At 74.6% G+C, this 17135-nt stretch carries 19 protein-coding genes, 1 tRNA gene and 1 riboswitch; of the genes, 13 read left to right on the plus strand and 7 right to left on the minus strand.

All coding sequences use genetic code 11. The features are described from left to right. Window positions 1-7: 7 nt before the first annotated feature. Complete coding sequence (locus ACF0H8_RS03550) at window positions 8-352, minus strand: ArsR/SmtB family transcription factor (protein WP_395287614.1); 345 nt, start codon at window positions 350-352, stop codon at window positions 8-10. Window positions 353-475: 123 nt separating this feature from the next. Here ACF0H8_RS03550 and ACF0H8_RS03555 point away from each other — a divergent pair, with 123 nt between their 5' ends. Beyond that, the gene (locus tag ACF0H8_RS03555; protein ID WP_395287615.1) at window positions 476-751 is read left to right on the plus strand and encodes a hypothetical protein; all 276 of its coding nucleotides are present in this window, start codon (window positions 476-478) and stop codon (window positions 749-751) included. Window positions 752-772: 21 nt separating this feature from the next. Here the strand turns inward: ACF0H8_RS03555 and ACF0H8_RS03560 are convergent, their stop codons facing one another. Further along, the gene (locus ACF0H8_RS03560) at window positions 773-922 is read right to left on the minus strand and encodes a hypothetical protein (RefSeq protein ID WP_395287616.1); all 150 of its coding nucleotides are present in this window, start codon (window positions 920-922) and stop codon (window positions 773-775) included. A 63-nt stretch (window positions 923-985) separates the two neighbouring features. Here ACF0H8_RS03560 and ACF0H8_RS03565 point away from each other — a divergent pair. From ACF0H8_RS03565 to ACF0H8_RS03575, 3 genes are all read left to right on the plus strand, one after another. Next, a tRNA-Gly gene (locus tag ACF0H8_RS03565) sits at window positions 986-1056 on the plus strand. 169 nt (window positions 1057-1225) lie between these two features. Beyond that, window positions 1226-1804 carry a dCTP deaminase gene (gene dcd, locus ACF0H8_RS03570; protein ID WP_395287617.1) on the plus strand — a complete coding sequence of 193 codons (579 nt, stop codon included), beginning with the start codon at window positions 1226-1228 and terminating at the stop codon, window positions 1802-1804. Window positions 1805-1823: 19 nt separating this feature from the next. Beyond that, window positions 1824-2714, plus strand: coding sequence for a hypothetical protein (locus ACF0H8_RS03575; RefSeq protein WP_395287618.1), 891 nt, complete (start codon window positions 1824-1826; stop codon window positions 2712-2714). A 72-nt stretch (window positions 2715-2786) separates the two neighbouring features. On the opposite strand, the gene ACF0H8_RS03580 is transcribed toward ACF0H8_RS03575, so the two are convergent. Genes ACF0H8_RS03580 through ACF0H8_RS03590 form a run of 3 tightly spaced genes read right to left on the minus strand, consistent with a single transcriptional unit; the run spans window position 2787 to window position 4722 of the window. Then, window positions 2787-3533, minus strand: coding sequence for a DUF3618 domain-containing protein (locus ACF0H8_RS03580; protein WP_395287619.1), 747 nt, complete (start codon window positions 3531-3533; stop codon window positions 2787-2789). Then, window positions 3530-3985: a phage holin family protein gene (locus ACF0H8_RS03585; protein WP_395287620.1), complete on the minus strand. Its 456-nt coding sequence runs from the start codon at window positions 3983-3985 to the stop codon at window positions 3530-3532. The genes ACF0H8_RS03580 and ACF0H8_RS03585 overlap by 4 nt, the downstream gene beginning before the upstream one ends. After that, window positions 3982-4722, minus strand: coding sequence for a hypothetical protein (locus ACF0H8_RS03590; protein WP_395287621.1), 741 nt, complete (start codon window positions 4720-4722; stop codon window positions 3982-3984). The genes ACF0H8_RS03585 and ACF0H8_RS03590 overlap by 4 nt, the downstream gene beginning before the upstream one ends. 495 nt (window positions 4723-5217) lie before the next feature. Here ACF0H8_RS03590 and ACF0H8_RS03595 point away from each other — a divergent pair, with 495 nt between their 5' ends. Further along, window positions 5218-5490 (plus strand): hypothetical protein, encoded by a 273-nt coding sequence (locus tag ACF0H8_RS03595; protein WP_395287622.1) that lies wholly within the window; start codon window positions 5218-5220, stop codon window positions 5488-5490. A gap of 48 nt (window positions 5491-5538) precedes the next feature. Here ACF0H8_RS03595 and ACF0H8_RS03600 read toward each other — a convergent pair whose 3' ends face one another. Then, on the minus strand, window positions 5539-6798 hold the full coding sequence (locus ACF0H8_RS03600) for an MFS transporter (protein WP_395287623.1): 1260 nt from the start codon (window positions 6796-6798) through the stop codon (window positions 5539-5541). Further along, window positions 6788-7225, minus strand: a complete 438-nt coding sequence (locus ACF0H8_RS03605; RefSeq protein WP_395287624.1) for a (Fe-S)-binding protein — start codon at window positions 7223-7225, stop codon at window positions 6788-6790. The genes ACF0H8_RS03600 and ACF0H8_RS03605 overlap by 11 nt, the downstream gene beginning before the upstream one ends. A 1017-nt stretch (window positions 7226-8242) precedes the next feature. Between ACF0H8_RS03605 and ACF0H8_RS03610 the strand changes: the two genes are divergently transcribed. The 8 genes from ACF0H8_RS03610 (at window position 8243) to ACF0H8_RS03645 (ending at window position 17135) form a co-directional block, all read left to right on the plus strand. Continuing rightward, the gene (locus ACF0H8_RS03610) at window positions 8243-11296 is read left to right on the plus strand and encodes a Na+/H+ antiporter subunit A (protein WP_395287625.1); all 3054 of its coding nucleotides are present in this window, start codon (window positions 8243-8245) and stop codon (window positions 11294-11296) included. Continuing rightward, complete coding sequence (locus ACF0H8_RS03615; RefSeq protein WP_395287626.1) at window positions 11293-11826, plus strand: Na(+)/H(+) antiporter subunit C; 534 nt, start codon at window positions 11293-11295, stop codon at window positions 11824-11826. Before ACF0H8_RS03610 ends, ACF0H8_RS03615 begins: the two co-directional genes overlap by 4 nt. Continuing rightward, window positions 11823-13496 carry a Na+/H+ antiporter subunit D gene (locus ACF0H8_RS03620; RefSeq protein WP_395287627.1) on the plus strand — a complete coding sequence of 558 codons (1674 nt, stop codon included), beginning with the start codon at window positions 11823-11825 and terminating at the stop codon, window positions 13494-13496. The genes ACF0H8_RS03615 and ACF0H8_RS03620 overlap by 4 nt, the downstream gene beginning before the upstream one ends. After that, the gene (locus ACF0H8_RS03625) at window positions 13496-14092 is read left to right on the plus strand and encodes a Na+/H+ antiporter subunit E (RefSeq protein ID WP_395287628.1); all 597 of its coding nucleotides are present in this window, start codon (window positions 13496-13498) and stop codon (window positions 14090-14092) included. Before ACF0H8_RS03620 ends, ACF0H8_RS03625 begins: the two co-directional genes overlap by 1 nt. Continuing rightward, on the plus strand, window positions 14089-14676 hold the full coding sequence (locus ACF0H8_RS03630; protein WP_395287629.1) for a monovalent cation/H+ antiporter complex subunit F: 588 nt from the start codon (window positions 14089-14091) through the stop codon (window positions 14674-14676). Before ACF0H8_RS03625 ends, ACF0H8_RS03630 begins: the two co-directional genes overlap by 4 nt. After that, window positions 14673-15080 (plus strand): monovalent cation/H(+) antiporter subunit G, encoded by a 408-nt coding sequence (mnhG, locus tag ACF0H8_RS03635; RefSeq protein WP_395287630.1) that lies wholly within the window; start codon window positions 14673-14675, stop codon window positions 15078-15080. Before ACF0H8_RS03630 ends, mnhG begins: the two co-directional genes overlap by 4 nt. A 110-nt stretch (window positions 15081-15190) precedes the next feature. Beyond that, window positions 15191-15457: a DUF4235 domain-containing protein gene (locus ACF0H8_RS03640; protein ID WP_395287631.1), complete on the plus strand. Its 267-nt coding sequence runs from the start codon at window positions 15191-15193 to the stop codon at window positions 15455-15457. 426 nt (window positions 15458-15883) lie between these two features. Beyond that, a riboswitch (TPP riboswitch) is annotated at window positions 15884-15988 on the plus strand. A gap of 61 nt (window positions 15989-16049) precedes the next feature. After that, window positions 16050-17135 carry a thiamine ABC transporter substrate binding subunit gene (locus ACF0H8_RS03645; RefSeq protein WP_395287632.1) on the plus strand — a complete coding sequence of 362 codons (1086 nt, stop codon included), beginning with the start codon at window positions 16050-16052 and terminating at the stop codon, window positions 17133-17135.

A 17135-nucleotide genomic window follows, 5' to 3' on the forward strand; every position in this document is an offset into this window, starting at 1 on the left:
GAGGTGACTAGTCCGAGGTCAGCACGCCGGCGAGGCTGTCCAGGGCGCCGGGCACCAGCGTGTAGTACGCGTTCACGCCGCGCTTCTCGCGGGCGAGGATGCCGGCGTCGACGAGCACCTTGAGGTGGTGGGAGACCGTCGGCTGGCTGAGCTGGACCGGGCCCGTCAGGTCGCAGACGCACATCTCGCCCTGGTTCTGCGCGATGAGCGAGAGCAGCCGGAGCCGCGTGGGCTCGGCGATCGACTTGAGGATGCGGGCCAGGTCCTCCGCCGCCTCGGCGCCGAGGGGCTCGCGGGCGAGCGGCGCGCAGCACTGCTCGGCGAGCGGAAGCACGGTCCGGGTCGTCGGCATGCCCCCATGCTACCAAGCATCGAGCAATATCGATATTGACGAACGTCGATGGCCTGTGTCACAGTCTCCATCGACACCGATCGATGGAGCGTGCGGGTTCCGCGCCCCCAAGGGAGAGACGTGATGGACACCTGGCTGCAGCTGCACGAGTACCGGGCGGCGGACCTCGTCCGGGAGGCGGAGGACGCGCGCCGCCGGCGCGCGCTGGGGAGCCCGCTCCTCGGCGTCCGGCGGAGCCTGGCCGGGAGGGCGCTGGCGTGGCTGGCGCCCGGGCTGCAGGGCGCGGACGCCGGCAGCGGCCACGCCGGGACGCTGCTCGGGCGGGCCGACCGGCGGGGCCGGCTCACCCGCACGACCGCGGCGCCGGGCGGCGCGGTCTGCTCCGGAGCCGCCTGCTGAGTGGCCGGGCCCCGGGCGGTCTCAGCCGGCCGGTGCGGTGCGCGGGGTGATCTGCTGCACCGCCCACCCGTTCCGCAGGCCCTCCACCGAGCCGGGCGCCATGAAGGTGATGCCGGTGTCGATCGCGATGGACGCCGGGGAACCGGCGGTCGGCCATGACGCTGCTCTCACTCACGCGGCAGGGTTTCGCCGCTCGTCGCCCGGATGGGTATAGTGGCGACGCGCTCAGCGCACGCGGGTGTAGTTCAATGGTAGAACTTCAGCTTCCCAAGCTGACAGCGCGGGTTCGATTCCCGTCACCCGCTCCGTGTGATGTCGCGAGCATCGAATGCCCCCGGACCTCCCGTCCGGGGGCTTCGCCGTCCCCGGGCCGCCGATGCTCGGGGAGGCGCCAGCCTCGCCGCGCCGTCCGGGCCTGTGCCGCGCACCGGGACGCCTGGCTGGACCGGCGGCGCGCGGTGGCAGGATGGGCCCGTGCTGCTCTCCGACCGTGACATCCGCGCCCAGATCGACTCCGGCCGGGTCCAGCTCGAGCCGTACGAGCCCGAGATGGTCCAGCCCGCCAGCCTCGATGTGCGCCTCGACCGGTACTTCCGGCTCTTCGACAACCACAAGTACCCGGTCATCGACCCCTCGCAGGACCAGCCCGAGCTGACGCGCCTCGTCGACGCGGGCCCGGACAGCCCCCTGGTGCTGCACCCCGGCGAGTTCGTCCTCGGCGCCACCTACGAGGCCGTCACCCTCCCCGACGACATCGCGGCCCGGCTCGAGGGAAAGTCCTCGCTCGGCCGGCTGGGGCTGCTCACGCACTCCACGGCCGGCTTCATCGATCCCGGGTTCACCGGGCACGTCACCCTGGAGCTGTCCAACACGGCCACGATGCCGATCATGCTGTGGCCGGGCATGAAGATCGGGCAGCTCTGCTTCTTCCAGCTCTCCTCCTCCGCGGAGCGCCCGTACGGCTCCGGCGCGCGGGGCTCGCGGTACCAGGGGCAGCGCGGGCCCACCGCCTCGCGCTCCCACCTCAACTTCGAGCGCACGCTGATCTCGTGAGCGTCGTGCGGGAGGCCCGATGACCGACCTGACGCCGCTCGACCGGGGGCTCGCGGAGCCCCACCACCTGCTCGTGCTTCCGGGTGACGTCGACCCCGGGGAGCTCGAGGCGCTCGCGGTCTCGCTCAGCGAGGACGCGGGGTGGCTCGCGCCTGCGCAGCTGCAGCTGATGCCTGGCGCCCAGCTGACCGGGCCGTGGGGCCTGGACGAGGGCCTGCGTGCCGCGTTCGACCTGCCGCGCTGGTCGGAGCAGGCCTACCTGCTGCTCTGCCCGGTGCAGCGCGGCGGTCCTCTCCCCGAGGAGCTGCGCGGCATCGACCCGGTGCTCGACGCCTTCCCCGGCGGCGTGCCCACCGGGACGGAGTCGGAGGCGCTGGGGCACCTGCGCGCCTTCGCCCGCCGGCTGCGCGGCGCCGTCCGCCTCTCCGGCTCCGGCGCGGTGGTCGTCCCGGACCCCGACGCCGCCATCGACCTCACCGTGCTGGCGCCGGTGTGGCTCGACCACGACGCGTGCCTGCAGCTCCTCACCCGCGAGCTGCCGGCCGTGCACTCGCTGCTCGACGACATCCCCGCAGAGCTCGCCTCGGCGCCCCTCGAGGGGTACGGCATCGTCTCCGACGTCGGCGACGGGGACCTGATCGAGGTCGACGTGAACGGCCTGCACCGGGTGCCCGTGGTGCTGCGGGGCACGGACTGGGCCGCCGGCGGCGTGATCTCCTACGAGGTGCGCTGGCGGCCGCAGCATCCCGAGGTGGCCTTCCTCGCGCGGCCCCCGCTGGCGGTGCGGGAGCGGCGGCGCCGGACGGCGGAGCTCATCGAGCGCGCGGCGGCGAGCCTGCACGCCGTCGTGGGCGGGGAGATCTGCGATGACGACGGCTTCCTGGTGGACCCCGAGGACCTCGTCGGCTGAGCCGGTGCCTCCGTGACGACGGGGACCCCCGGCCGATGGGCCGGGGGTCCCCAATGATGCGGTGCGGGCCGGTCAGTACGTGCCGGTGCCGCTGGTTCCGCTCGTGCCGGTGTCCTTGACGGTCTGGGTGGAGTGCTGGGCCTGGTCCTTGACGTCCTGGCCGGCGGTGGTGGCGGTGTCCTTGACGTCCTGGGCGCCGGTGGTGGCGGTGTCCTTGACGTCCTGGGCGCCGGTGGTGGCGGTGTCCTTGACGTCCTGGGCGGCGGCCCGGGCGGGCTCGCGCAGGGCCTGGCCCATCTCCTGGGCGGCGCCCCTGGCCTCCTCGGTCACCGCCTGCAGGGCGTCGGAGTCCTTGACCTGGCCCACGACCTGGCGCTCCTGGCGCGAGGACGGGATCAGCGAGGCCCCCAGCAGGCCCAGCCCGAAGGCGACCAGGCCGGCCGCGAGCGGGTTGCCCTCGGCCCGGGCCTTGACCTGCCCGGGGGCGGCCTTGGCGGTCTCGGCCGCGGACCCGGCGCCCTCGCGCACCGTCCCGGCCGCCCCGCGCACCGTCCCGGTGGCGGAGTCCTTGGCGCCCAGCGCCGCCTCGCGGGCGTCCTCGGCGGCGCCGAAGACCCGGTCCTTGACGCCGGAGACGGCGCCCCTGACCTTCTCGCTCTGGCGCTCGGCGATCCGGGCCGGGGAGACCTTCTCGGTCAGCGCGTCGACGTTGCCGCTCAGCGAGGTGCGGGTGGCCTCGATGTCGGCGCGGATGCGGTCGGGGTCGGTGCTCGTGGCCGGGGTGATCGTGGTGTCGTCGGTGGGGTCGTAGCTGCTCATGGGGTCTCCTGTCCCTTCAGCGCGTCGGGAATCTTCTTCACGGACTCGGCCGTGTCGGGCAGCCCGCGGGTCTGCCGCAGCTGCTTGCGGCCCCGGGCGGCGAGCACCGCGGCGACGACCGCCCACAGGGCCGCGACGATCAGCGCGGCCCAGCCCAGCGCCGGGCGGTCGTCCCCGGCGCCGATCCACGCCCCCAGCGCCCACCACAGCGCCAGGGAGGCGAACAGCAGCACGAAGTGGGTCGCCCAGGCCGCCCCGCCGAGCATGCCCGCGCCCTTGCCCGCCTGCCTGGCCGACTCGGTCGTCTCGGCCTTGGCCAGCGCGATCTCCTGACGGATCAGCGTCGACAGGTCCCGGCTGACCTCGCCGAACAGCTCACCCACCGACGCCGACTCCGCCCGCGGCGCCGACGCCCCGCCCACCGGCTGCGATGGCTCGAACTGCGTGCTCATCGCACCTCGCCCGCGCCGTACTCGTCCGTCGTCGGGGCGCCGTAGCCCGCGGCGTACTCCGTGGTCGTGCCGGAGGTGCCCGCGTACGTCCCGGTGCCCGCGGCGGTGCCGGTGTAGCCGGTGCCGGTGCCCGTGTAGTCCGTGCCGTAGCCGGCGCTCGTCCCGGCGTACCCGGTGGGTGCGTATCCGCTGCCTGCGTGGGAGGGGTAGCCGCTGGCGTGGCGAGCGGTGGTGCCCTGGCCCTCGGAGGACTCGTCCTTCATGCTCCGCGCGACCCGCCCGACCAGCAGGCCCAGCCCCGCCGAGATCGCCATGAACGCCCCCGGATGCCGCCGCGCGTACCGCGAGACCTCCTGCAGCACCTCACCCGGCTCCCGCTGCTCCAGCCACGCCCCGGCCCGGTCCACGTACTCCGAGACCTGCCGGGCCAGGTCCGCGGCCATGGAGTCCGCGCCCCCCTGCCCCGACGCCAGCGACCCCAGGTCCCCGGACAACGAGCGCAGCCCCCCGGCCAGCCGCTGCTGCTGGCTCGAGGCCTGCCCGCTCAGCTCGCTGCGGCCCTGCTCGAGGAGGTCCCGCGCCTGGTAGCGCGCCTGCTCCGCCGTCTGCCGCACCGTGTCCTTCGCCACCTCGGCCGTCTCCACGGCCTTCTCCCTGGCCGTCTCCCTGACCTCCTGGGCCCCCTCACCGGCGGTCTGCGCCACCTGCGACGCCTCCTCCTTGGCGGCCTCCCTCACGCCACCCTCACCCCCGGCCGGCGCCGTGCTCCCCGCCGGCGGATACACCGGCGGCGCCGGGATCGGGTCGGGTGACGTCAGCGGGTCCGCTGGCCGGCTGAAACCTTCGGTCATGGCTTGCCCCTTCACTCGTGTTCCGGGTGGTGCGCCCCTGCGGGGTCCGTGCCCGATGCGTTGTTCTGACGCGGTCATGCAACGGTTTTGAACAACGTAGTCGCGATCGTGCTCGCTGTCGTGCCGAACGGCGAAGTTTCGCTTTCCGCGCTGGAAGGGTGTGCCTTCGCGGGTGAAGTCCGCCCCGGGGGTCCTCGCCGAGGGGGCGGTGCCGGACGCAAGGTGCTGACGCGGTTGTGACCCGTTCGGGTGGTCTGCGGCGACGGTGTGTGCCCAGCGTCGAGAGCCAGGGAGCTTCCCCACGGCGCCAAGCCGTCCCGGCCTTGCCGCGCCGCCCGAACGGCGCGAACCGCACGAGCCGCCCGGGCCGACCGCGCCGCCGTGCGACCGACAGGAGAGACGTATGACGAAGACCACCCAGGTCCAGAACACCTCATCGACACCAAGGCCACCGTCGTCGCCAACGACGGGCAGAAGATCGGCGTAGCGTACGACGACGCGCCGGCCGGCACCGCGGGAACCGACGCGGCAGGGCCGGGCGCCGCGCGCGCCGGAGCGGCGGGCCGCTCTGCGGGCACCGCCGTGACCGAGCAGCGCGACGTCACCGAGGAGCTCCACAAGGAGCGGGTGGAGACCGACCACGACGTGCGGTGACCTGAGCTGTGCGAAGGGCCCGGCGGACCGCCGGGCCCCTTCGGCGTGCTAGAGCCGCCGCGCCGCGAGCAGCACGGGCACCACCACCAGCCCGGCCGCCGCGGCCAGGGCGGGGAAGCCCACCAGGGCCATCACGGGGCCGGACGCGATGGCTCCCATGGCGGCGGCAGCGTTCATCGTGGCGTCGCCCATGCCCTGCACCAGGGGCCGGGCGGGGGCGGGCACGGACTGGGACAGCAGCGCCGACGCCGGCACCGTTACCACAGACCAGCCGAGCCCCAGCAGGGTCAGGGCGGCGGCCACGGCAGCCGCCGAGCCGGCGCCGGCCGCCCCCACGACGGCGGCCGCGGCCAGCACGACCTGGCCGGCCAGGATCACCGGCACACGGCCGTAGCGGTCGGCCGCCACCCCCACGACCGGTGCCAGTGCGAACATCCCCAGCACGTGCAGGCTGATGGTCAGCCCGACGAGGCTGATCGTGGCGCCGTGGTGGGCCAGGTGCACCGGCGTCATCGTCATGACCGAGACCATCGAGACGTGCGCCAGCACGAGGGAGAGCAAGGCGAACCGGGCGGGCGGCGCCGCCCGGACCGCGCGGGCCGCCCGCGCGAGGCCGTTGCGCCCCGGCACGGGCGGACCCGTCACCGAGCCGGCGTCGTCCGCGTGCCGCTGCGCCAGGAGCAAAGGGTCGGGGCGCAGCCCGGCGAGCACGACGGCGCCGGTCAGCGCGAGGAGGACGGCGCCGATGGCGAACGCCCCGGCCAGCGGCGGCAGGCCGGCCCGCGCCTCCACAGCCTGTCCCGGGACGCCGAGGTTGGGGCCGATCACCGCCCCGAGCGTGCCCACCCAGACGACGAGCGCGAGGCTCCGTGCCCGGTGGGCGGGCGCTGCGAGGTCGGTCGCCGCGAAGCGCGCCTGGAGCTGGGCGGCGGCCCCCGCGCCCATGAGCAGCATGCCGAGGACCAGCAGCGGCACCGAGTCGGCGACCGCCGAGGCGACCAGCAGCGCCGCGCCGGCCGCGGCGCCGAGCCAGCCGGTCGCCAGGGCGCCGCGCCGGCCGGACCGCCCGGCCAGCCCCGCGAGCGGCAGCGCGAGCAGGGCGGCCCCCACGGTCGTGGCCGCCCGGGCGACGCCGGCCCAGGTCTCGGAGTCGGTGACCTGCTCCGCGAGCAGGACGCCCACGGACGGCGCGGCGCCGATGCCGAGGGATCCGAGGACCTGCGCGGCCACGAGGGTCGCCGTGGTGCGGCGGCGCGCCCGGGCGACGCCGGGGAGCGCCAGCCACCCCGGGGGTGTCTCAGCCCTCATGCCCACGCCTGACCCCGGCGAGCAGCAGCTGGGCGACGTCGAGGACCTCCACGTCGTCGCCGTTGGCGGCCACGCCGTCGGAGAGCATGGTGGTGCAGAAGGGGCACGCGGTCGCGACGGCGGCGGCGCCCGTGCCGGCGGCCTCCCGTGCCCGCTCGGTGCTGATCCGCGTGCCGATCTTCTCCTCCATCCACACCCGGGCCCCGCCGCCGCCGCAGCACATGGCGGTCTCGCCGGAGCGGGGCATCTCCGCCAGCGACGTGCCGGGCAGGGCGCCGAGCAGCTCGCGCGGCGGGGCGTAGACCTGGTTGTGCCGGCCGAGGTAGCAGGGGTCGTGGTAGGTGATCGCCCGGGCCTCGCCGACCGGCGGGGCCACCTTCAGGCGTCCCTCGCGCACCAGGCGGTTCAGCAGCTGGGTGTGGTGCACCACCTCGTAGCGCCCGCCCAGCTGCGGGTACTCCCGCGCCAGAGTGTTGAAACACGCCCATGGTCGGCTGCAGGCCGATGACGGCGAGCCAGGCCATCGAGACCAGGATCTTCAGGGTCGCCACCACGGTGATCGCATCGGCGAGCGCCGCCGGGGACGCCCCGGCCAGCAGCTCCCCGAGCCACCCGGTGAGCGGGAAGTGCAGGGCGGTCGCATAGCCGGCGATCTCCGGGTCGGCGGCGAGGTAGGCGTGCTCGAGCCCCCGCAGCGCGAGCACGCAGAGCACGACGACGAGGATCACCGCCTCGACGAAGTACGCCTGCCACCGCGTCGAGCCGAAGAAGCGGGAGCGGCGGCTGGCGTCCGCGTCCCGGCCGGCGCGGGGCTGGATCCGCTGGCGCAGCGCGATCAGGTAGACGATGCCCGCCAGGCTCAGCCAGGCGATCGCCTCGACCAGCCACTCCCAGGGCGGCAGGTGCCCCAGCACGGGCAGCGCGAAGGCGGGGTCGACCAGCTGGCCGTACCCCGTGACGAGGGTGAGGAAGAGGAGCGGGAAGGAGACCATGACCGCCCAGTGCGCCGCCCGCACCGCGGGCCGCTGGCGGAAGTGCCCGTGCCCCAGCACCTCGCGCACGAGCGTCCCGGCCCGCCGGCCCACCGGCCGCAGGCGGCCGGGCGCCGGGCGCCCAACCCGCACCTGCGCGACGAGCTGCCACGCCCCGCGCGCGAAGAGGGCGACGCCGGCCGCCGTCGCCGCGGCGACGAGGACGACGGAGACGGTCTGCACCACGGTGACGTCCTTCCTGTGCCCGCACACGGTACCGCCGGAGGAGCGCCCCAGTTGATTGGATGGGCCCTACTGTCTCGTCGCGGCTTGTTAGGATGGGTCCCCATTCCCCGTCGTCGCCCTCCCTCGCCGTCCCTACGGCCAGGCAGCTGGCGGGGCCGCGCCGGTGCCCGCGGGTGCGGGCCGGGCGGAGAACTGAACGCTGATCGACCTCAACCGACGGAGCGGCCGTGCTGCAACTGCTGATGATCCACGCTGTTGCGGCCCTCGCCGCGCCAGCGATCGTCGGCAGGTACGGGCGCCGGGCGTTCCTCGTGCTGGCGGCGGTGCCGGGCGCCGCCGCGGTGTGGGCGGCCCTCCAGACCGGCGACGTCCTCGCCGGCCGGCACCCGGTCCAGGAGGTCGCCTGGGTCCCGTCGCTGAGCATCGAGCTGGCGTTCCGCCTCGACGTGCTGTCGTGGCTGATGGTCCTGGTCGTCGGGGGCGTGGGCGCCCTGGTCCTGGTCTACTGCGCCGCCTACTTCTCCACCCACGCCACGGCCCTGGGGCGGTTCGCGGGCGTGTTCGTCGCGTTCGCCGGGGCCATGCTCGGGCTCGTCACCACGGACAACACCCTCGCGCTGTACCTGTTCTGGGAACTGACGACGATCTTCTCGTTCCTGCTCATCGGTCACTACCACGACCGGCAGTCCTCCCGGCGGGCGGCCATGCAGGCCATCGTGCTGACCACGTTCGGCGGCCTGGCCATGCTCGGCGGGCTGATCATCCTCGGCGAGGTCGACGGCGGCTCGTACCGGCTCAGCGAGCTGGTCACCGCCGCGGCCGACGGGCGGCTCGGGGCGGAGGCGCCGGCCGGGCTGGTGCCCACCGCCGTCGCGCTGGTGCTGCTCGGCGCGGTGGCGAAGTCGGCGCAGGTCCCCTTCCACTTCTGGCTCCCCGCGGCGATGGCCGCGCCCACGCCGGTCAGCGCCTACCTGCACGCCGCCGCCATGGTCAAGGCCGGCGTGTACCTGGTGGGCCGCCTCGCCCCCGGCTTCGCCGACCTGCCGGTGTGGCGGTGGACCGTGCTCCTCCTGGGTTTGGGCAGCCTGCTGCTCGGCGGCTACCGGGCGCTGCGCCAGCACGACCTCAAGCTGCTGCTCGCCTACGGCACGGTGTCCCAGCTGGGCCTGATCATGGTCCTGGTCGGCCACGGCGACTCGGGCGTCGCCCTGGCCGGCCTGGCGATGCTGGCCGCGCACGCGTTGTTCAAGGCCGCGCTCTTCCTCCTCGTCGGCGTGATCGACTGGTCGGTCGGCACCCGCGACCTGCGCCAGCTGTCGGGGCTCGGCCGGCGGATGCCGGTGGCCGCGGTGGCGGGCGCGCTCGCCGCAGGCTCCATGGCCGGCGTCCCGCCGCTCGCGGGGTACGTGGCCAAGGAGGGCGCGCTCGAGGCGCTCGCCCACCGTGGCGGCGCGCTGGACTGGGTCGTCCTCGCCGCGATCGCCGTCGGCTCCGCGCTGACCGTGGCGTACGGCCTGCGGTTCTGGTGGGGCGCCTTCGCGGACAAGCCCGGCGTGGAGGAGCCCGAGGCGCAGCGCACCTCGCGGCTCATCATGGCCTCGCCCGTCGTGCTCGCGGTCGCCGGCCTCGTCGTCGGCCTCACGCCCGGGTTGAGCGAGCGGGCCCTGGCCCCGTACGCCGCGACCTACCCCGGCGAGCCCGGGCACCTGACGCTGTGGGGCGGCGTCGGGCCCGCCTTCCTCACCACGGTGGCGGTGCTCGCCGCCGGCGCGGCGCTGTTCGCCGCCCGCCGCGGCGTGGAGCGGGCCCAGGCCGCCGTCCCCGCGGTGCGCAGCGCCGAGGACCACTACCGCCTGCTGCTGCGCACGCTGGACAACCTCTCCGCCGACGTCACCGCCCGGACCCAGCGCGGCTCGCTGCCGGCCTACCTGTCGATCATCCTCGTCACCGTCGTGGCCACGTCCGGCGTGGCGGGCCTGACGCTCGGCGACACGTGGCCATCGGCGGTGCGGCTGTGGGACAGCCCGATGCAGGGCGCGGTCGCCGTGGTGATCGCCATCGCCGCCGTGCTCGCGGCGCGGGCGCGGCGCCGGCTCAAGGCGGTCGTCCTGCTGGGCGTGGCCGGCTACGGGGTGGCGCTGCTCTTCGAGCTCCACGGCGCGCCTGACCTGGCGCTGACCCAGGCCCTGGTGGAGACCGTGACGCTGGTGGTCTTCGTGCTGGTGCTGCGCCGCCTCCCCGCGTACTTCTCCAACCGGCCGCTGGCCGCGTCGCGGTGGTGGCGCGCGATCCTCGGCGCGGTCGTCGGCGTGACCGTGGCGGGGCTCGGGGTGCTCGCCGCGGGCGCCCGCGTGCACGGACCGGTCTCGGTGAACTTCCCCGAGGAGGCCTACCAGTACGGGTACGGCAAGAACATCGTCAACGTGACCCTCGTGGACATCCGCGCCTGGGACACCATGGGGGAGATCTCGGTCATCGTCGTGGCGGCCACGGGTGTGGCCTCGCTGATCTTCCTGCGGGCCCGGACCGGCCGCATCGACCGGGCTGCGCACCTGTCCCGGGCCGCCGAGCGGCACAGCGTGTGGCGCGGCGGCCGGCCGGACCCCGGGGCGCGGCTGCGGCAGCCGCCGCACGCGGAGACGCCGCCGGACGGCATCCGCTCGCCCGGCCGCGATCGGACCTGGCTCTCCGCCGGGGCGACGCTCGCGCCCGTGCGCCGCTCGGTCATCTTCGAGGTCGGCACCCGGCTCGTCTTCCACACCATGCTGGTGTTCTCGGTGTTCCTGCTCTTCTCCGGGCACAACGCCCCCGGAGGCGGGTTCGCCGCCGGCCTGATGGCCGGCATCGCCCTGGTCGTGCGCTACCTCGCCGGCGGACGCTACGAGCTCGGCGAGGCCGCCCCGGTCCATCCCGGCGTGCTGCTGGGCAGCGGCCTGTTCCTCTCCGTCGGCGCCGGGCTGGTGCCGCTGCTCCTGGGCGGCACGGTCCTGCAGAGCGCCGTGGTGGACCTGCACCTGCCGGTGTTCGGCGACGTCCACCTCGCGACCGCCCTGTTCTTCGACACCGGCGTCTACCTGGTCGTCATCGGCCTGGTGCTCGACATCCTGCGCTCCCTGGGCGCGGAGGTGGACCGCCACGGCGAGATCGAGGGCAAGCAGGCCCCCGACATCGCCTTCGACGACCCGGTGCAGTCGCCCGACGACGCCCTGCCCGCCCCCGACGCCCGCGCCGCGCCCGAGGCGGCCCTCGGCGCCGGCCGCCCCGCCGGAGGTGCCCGATGATCGAGATGGCTCCCGCCGCCGCCCTCGTGGTGCTGGTGGCCGTGCTGGTCGGCACCGGCGTGTACCTCGTCCTGGAGCGGTCGCTCTCTCGCGTCATCATCGGCATCGCGCTCATCTCCAACGGGGTCAACGTGCTGATGCTGGTCGCCGGCGGCCGGGCCGGCGGACCGCCGATCTTGGGCGAGACGGCGCCGGAGGACATGTCCGACCCGCTGCCGCAGGCCATGGTGCTCACCGCCATCGTGATCACCCTGGGCATGACGGCGTTCGTGCTCGCCATGGCGTACCGGTCCTGGCAGCTCAACGGCCACGACGAGGTGCAGGACGACCTCGAGGACCGCCGCATCGCCCGCCGCGCCGCGCGCGACGAGCTCTCCGAGCGCGCCACCGACGACGCCGGCACCAGCCTGGCGCAGGAGGCCGCCGTCATCCGGGACGAGACGGCCACCGCCGAGGAGGACCAGCAGGAGCACGCCGACCGCGGGCACCACCCGGCGGCCGTGGCCGCCGACGACGAGGAGGCCCGATGAGCTGGCTCGTCGCCCTGCCGATCGCGCTGCCCCTGTTCGGGGCCGGCGCCGCGCTCGCGCTCGCCCGCTACCGCCGGCTCCAGGGGATCGTCTCGGTCGCCACGCTCTCGGTGGTGCTGGTCATCGCGGTCGCGCTGCTGGTGATGGTCAACTCCGGCCCGATCGTCGTCGACGTGGGCGGGTGGGCCGCGCCGGTGGGCATCTCCCTCGTGGCCGACCGGCTCTCCGCCCTCATGCTGGTCGTCTCCGTGACGGTGACCCTGGCGGTGCTCGCGTACTCCCTCGCCCAGGGCCTTGCCGACGGGGACGGCGGCGCGCCGCTGGCGATCTACCACCCCACGTTCCTGGTGCTGTCCGCGGGGGTGTCCAACGCCTTCCTCTCGGGCGACCTGTTCAACCTCTACGTGGGCTTCGAGATCCTGCTGGCCGCGAGCTTCGTGCTCATCACGCTGAGCGGGACCCGCGAGCGTGTGCGCGCCGGGACGATCTACGTGGTCGTCTCGCTCATCAGCTCGGTCATCTTCCTCGTCGCCCTGGCGCTGATCTACGCGGCCACCGGGACGATGAACATGGCGCAGCTCGCCCTGCGCCTGCCCGAGGTGGGGGAGGGCACGCAGCTGGCGCTGCAGCTGATGCTGCTGGTGGCGTTCGGCATCAAGGCCGCGATCTTCCCGCTCTCGGCGTGGCTGCCCGACTCCTACCCCACCGCCCCGGCGCCCGTCACCGCCGTGTTCGCCGGCCTGCTGACGAAGGTCGGCGTCTACGCGATCATCCGGACCCAGGTGCTGCTCTTCCCCGACGGGCGGCTCGACGACCTGCTGATGTGGGTGGCCCTGGCCACCATGGTCATCGGCATCCTCGGCGCCGTCGCGCAGGAGGACGTCAAGCGGCTGCTCTCCTTCACCCTGGTCAGCCACATCGGGTTCATGATCTGGGGCGTCGCCATGGGAACCGTGGCCGGGCTGTCGTCCGCGATCTTCTACGTGGCCCACCACATCACCGTCCAGACCTCGCTGTTCCTCGTCGCGGGTCTCATCGAGCGCCGCGGAGGCACGACGTCGCTGGCCCGGCTGGGCTCGCTCGCCCGCGTGGCCCCGCTGCTCGCGGTCCTGTTCTTCGTGCCCGCCATGAACCTTGCAGGCATCCCGCCGATGACCGGGTTCCTCGGCAAGACCGGCCTGGTGCAGGCCGCGGCGCAGGAGGGGGCCGGGCTGGACTACGCCCTCATCGCCAGCGGCCTGGTGACCTCCCTGCTCACCCTGTACGCCATCGCCAAGACCTGGAACATGGCGTTCTGGCAGCCGGCGCCCGAGCCGCTGCCGGAGACGACGCTGCCGCGCGCGATGGTGGGCTCCGCCGGCGCCCTGGTCGCGTTCTCCCTGGTGCTGGCCGCGCTGGCCGGCCCGCTCTACACCTACACGGACCGCGCCGCCCGCGACCTGCTGGCCCGCTCCCCGTACATCTCCGCCGTGCTGCCCGAGGGCGGCCGCGGCACGGGGCAGTCGCCGGAGGTGGCCGAGGAGGGCGAGCGGGGCGACCCGAAGGAGGCGCCGGCCACCGGCGCGCCCGCCACGGGCGAACGGGCGACCGGCGCACCGGCCACGGCTGCACCGGCGACCGGCGCACCGGCGACCGGCGATGCCGCCGCCACCGGGGGAGGAGGGACGTGATGACCGACTCGGGACGCCGCCGCCGCTGGCCGCGGGCGTCGTGGGGCATGCTCGCGTGGCTCACCGCCGTGTGGGTGCTGCTGTGGGGCGACATCACCATGGCCAACGCCGTCGCGGGCCTCGGGGTGGCGCTGTTCGTCACCACCGTCGCGCCGCTGCCGCGCGCCCCGTTCGACGGCCGCTTCCGCCCGTGGGGCGTGGTGCGGCTCGTGGTCAGGTTCGCCTACGACGTCGTCGTCGCATCGCTGCAGATCGCCGGCATGGCGGTGCTCCGCCGGCAGCCCCGCGGCGCCGTCATCCGCGTGCGGCTGCGCGGTCACTCGGACAGCTATCTCACCGCGACGGCGGGAATGACCTCGCTGGTCCCCGGCTCCATCGTGGTGGAGGCGCACCGCCTGACCGGCACGCTGTACATTCACGTGTTCGACGTCGAGCTGGCCGGCGGGCTCGAGAACGCCCACCGCATCGTGCTGGACCAGGAGGAGCGCATCCTGCGGGCCTTCGCCTCGCGCGACCAGCTCATCGACGCCGGCTACGTCCCCGGCTCATCGCCGCGGGCGGGGCGGCTCACCACCGAGGGGGCGGAGGGCCGATGACCGCCGTCTACGCGTACTGCACGATCGTCCTCGCGCTGGCAGCCGTGATCGCCCTCGTGCGCATGGAGCGCGGCCCCAGCATGCTCGACCGCGTGGCGGCGCTCGACGTCATCACCGCCGCGGTGCTCGGCTCCGTGGCGGTCATCTCCGCCCGTACCGGGAGGACCGACCTGGTGCCCGTGCTGGTCGTGCTCGCGATCGTCGGGTTCGTCGGGTCCGTGACCATCGCCCGGTTCGTCGCCGTCGAGCGCGCCGAGGAGGCGCGCATCCTCACCAAGGAGGAGATGCGCGAGCTGCTGGCGAGGGAGAACGTCATGGACGACGAGGCCGCCCCGGTGCACGACCCCGACGCCGCCCGGACCCGCGAGGACGTGCCGGCGCCCGACGCCGGGGCCGACGGCGCCGGCGTCAGGCTCGCGCACCCCGAAGGGGCGCCGGAGCCGGCCGCGGCAGGCGGGCCGGCGTCCCCGGCGGCGGGCCTCGGCGCCGGCCGGGACGCCCCTCCCGGCGACACGGGTGGCGGACCGGGCGGGCCTGGTGCCCGACCCGGCGAGGACCCCCGACCGGGAGGAGGACGGCGATGAGCTGGACCGACGTGGCGGACGTGCTCGGGGCCGTGTGCCTGCTCCTCGGCTCGACCCTCACCCTCGTGGCGGCCTTCGCGGTGAACTTCTTCCACGACCTGTTCTCGCGGATGCACGCCGCCACCAAGCCGCAGGTGCTGGGGCTGGTGCTGATGATGGCGGGCACGGCCCTCATCGTGCGCAACCCCGTGGTGGGCTGGACGCTCGTGCTCGTGGTGGCGTTCCAGCTCGTGACGGCGCCCATCTCCGCCCACATGGTGGGCCGGGCCGGCTACCGCACGGGCAAGGTCGACCCCGCCACGCTCGTGCTCGACGAGCTCACCGATGACCTCGACGCCTCCCGCCGGCTGGCCGAGGCCGAGGCGGCGGACGGCGGCGGCCCGGACGGCGCACCCCGCGCCTGAGCGGCGCTTCCCCTCGCAAGTCCACGGCCGGCGCCTGCCCTGCGCCGCCCACGGCTATCCGGCATGATCGAGCCAGGCGCGCGAGCGCAGCCGAGAGGATGGAGCAGGCGATGGAGATGGGTTACCGGGTGGTCAGCACGGGCGCGCTGCTCGTGGCGGGCCTCGTCACGAACAAGGTGCTCGACCTCGGGTGGAAGGCCGTCACGGGCCACGAGCCGCCGCACGACCCGGACGACCCCGGCGTGAAGCTCTGGGAGGTCCTCACCTTCGCCGCCGTCTCCGGGGCGCTCGTCGGGCTCACCAGGCAGCTCGCCGTGCGCGGCGCGTCGAAGTGGTACCGCGGCCCCGGCGCGCAGGACGTCAAGAGGAACGCCTGACGCTCTCCCCGTCCCCGTTTATGCCTCCGGCTGGTTCCGCGAGTATGACGTTCTGGGGCCTTCGGGTGGTGGCGGGGGCCCCGCTTCGTCGCATTGGACGGCTGGCGCCAGACGGCGAGTGTGACGTTCTGGGGCGTTCGGGTGGTGGCGGGGGCCCCGCTTCGTCGCATTGGACGGCTGACGCCTGGCGCCAGACGGCGAGTGTGACGTTCTGGGGCGTTCGGGTGGTGGCGGGGGCCCACTTCGTCGCATTGGACGGCTGACGCCTGGCGCCAGACGGCGAGTGTGACGTTCTGGGGCGTTCGGGTGGTGGCGGGGGCCCCACTTCGTCGCACCGGGCGTACGGTCCGCACGCTCTCGGACCCTGCGTGGGCGCTCCGGCGCGGGCGGGCTCGCTGGCGCCGTGCCCGGGCGTGTAGGCTCGCCAGCGAACGACAGGGGAGCGCCGCGGGGCGCTGAGAGTGCGGACAGCCGCAGACCCTCGAACCTGCACCGGTTAGCACCGGCGAAGGAAGTCGGGATTGTCTCTCCCTGCCGTCGCGCCGCGACGTGCGGGGCGGCGGTGGGCCCTCCTGGAGTACGAGGAGGAGCCTTGACCAGCAGGACCAGAGGGCGCGCGCCGCGCCCGTACGTCGCGGGCCTGGCGGCCGCGTCCCTCACGCTCGCCGGGTGCAGCCTGGCCGGTGAGGGGGACGGCGCCGCCGACGCGGGCGGCGCCGAGGGCGGCGAGCTCACCGTCGTCACGCACGACTCCTTCGCCCTCACCGAAGAGCTCATCGAGATGTTCGAGGCCGAGTCCGGCTACGACCTCACGTTCGTCGCGCCCGGCGACGGCGGTGCCCTCGTCAACCAGCTCATCCTCACCAAGGACTCCCCGCTGGGCGACGTGGTCTTCGGGATCGACAACTCCTTCGCCGCAAGGGCCATCGACGAGGGGGTTCTCGAGCCCTACAGCTCCCCGGCGCTCCCGCCGTCGGCCCGCGACTACGCGGTCGACGACGCCGGGTCGCTGACGCCGGTGGACATGGGGGACGTCTGCGTCAACGTCGACCACCAGTGGTTCGCCGACGCGGGCATCCCCGAGCCCGCGACGCTGCAGGACCTGGCCGACCCCGCCTACAAGGACCTCCTGGTGGTCACCAACCCCGCGACGTCGTCCCCGGGCCTGGCCTTCCTGCTGGCCACGGTCGGCGCCTTCGGGCCGGACGGCTGGCAGCAGTACTGGCAGCAGCTGCGGGACAACGGCGTGAAGGTCGTCGAGGGCTGGTCGGACGCCTACTACGTCGACTTCTCCGGCTCCGAGGGCGCCGGGCCGCGGCCGCTGGTGGTCTCGTACGCCTCCTCGCCCGCCGCCGAGGTGCCCGAGGACGGCGCCGAGCCGCGCACGGGCGCGCTGCTCGACACCTGTTTCCGCCAGGTGGAGTACGCCGGCGTCCTCGAGGGCGCGCAGAACCCCGAGGGCGCGCGGGCCTTCGTCGACTTCCTGCTGTCCGAGGAGGTCCAGGCCGACATCCCGGGGCAGATGTACATGTACCCGGTGGACAACCAGGTGCCGCTGCCGGGGTCCTGGCTGGAGTTCGCCCCGCTCGCCGAGAAGCCCTTCGAGGTCGCGCCCGCGGACATCAGCGCGCACCGAGAGGAGTGGATCGCCGCCTGGACCGAGACGGTGATCGGCTGA

The sequence above is a fragment of the Georgenia sp. AZ-5 genome, assembly GCF_043952095.1.
Taxonomy (GTDB): Bacteria; Actinomycetota; Actinomycetes; order Actinomycetales; family Actinomycetaceae; genus Georgenia.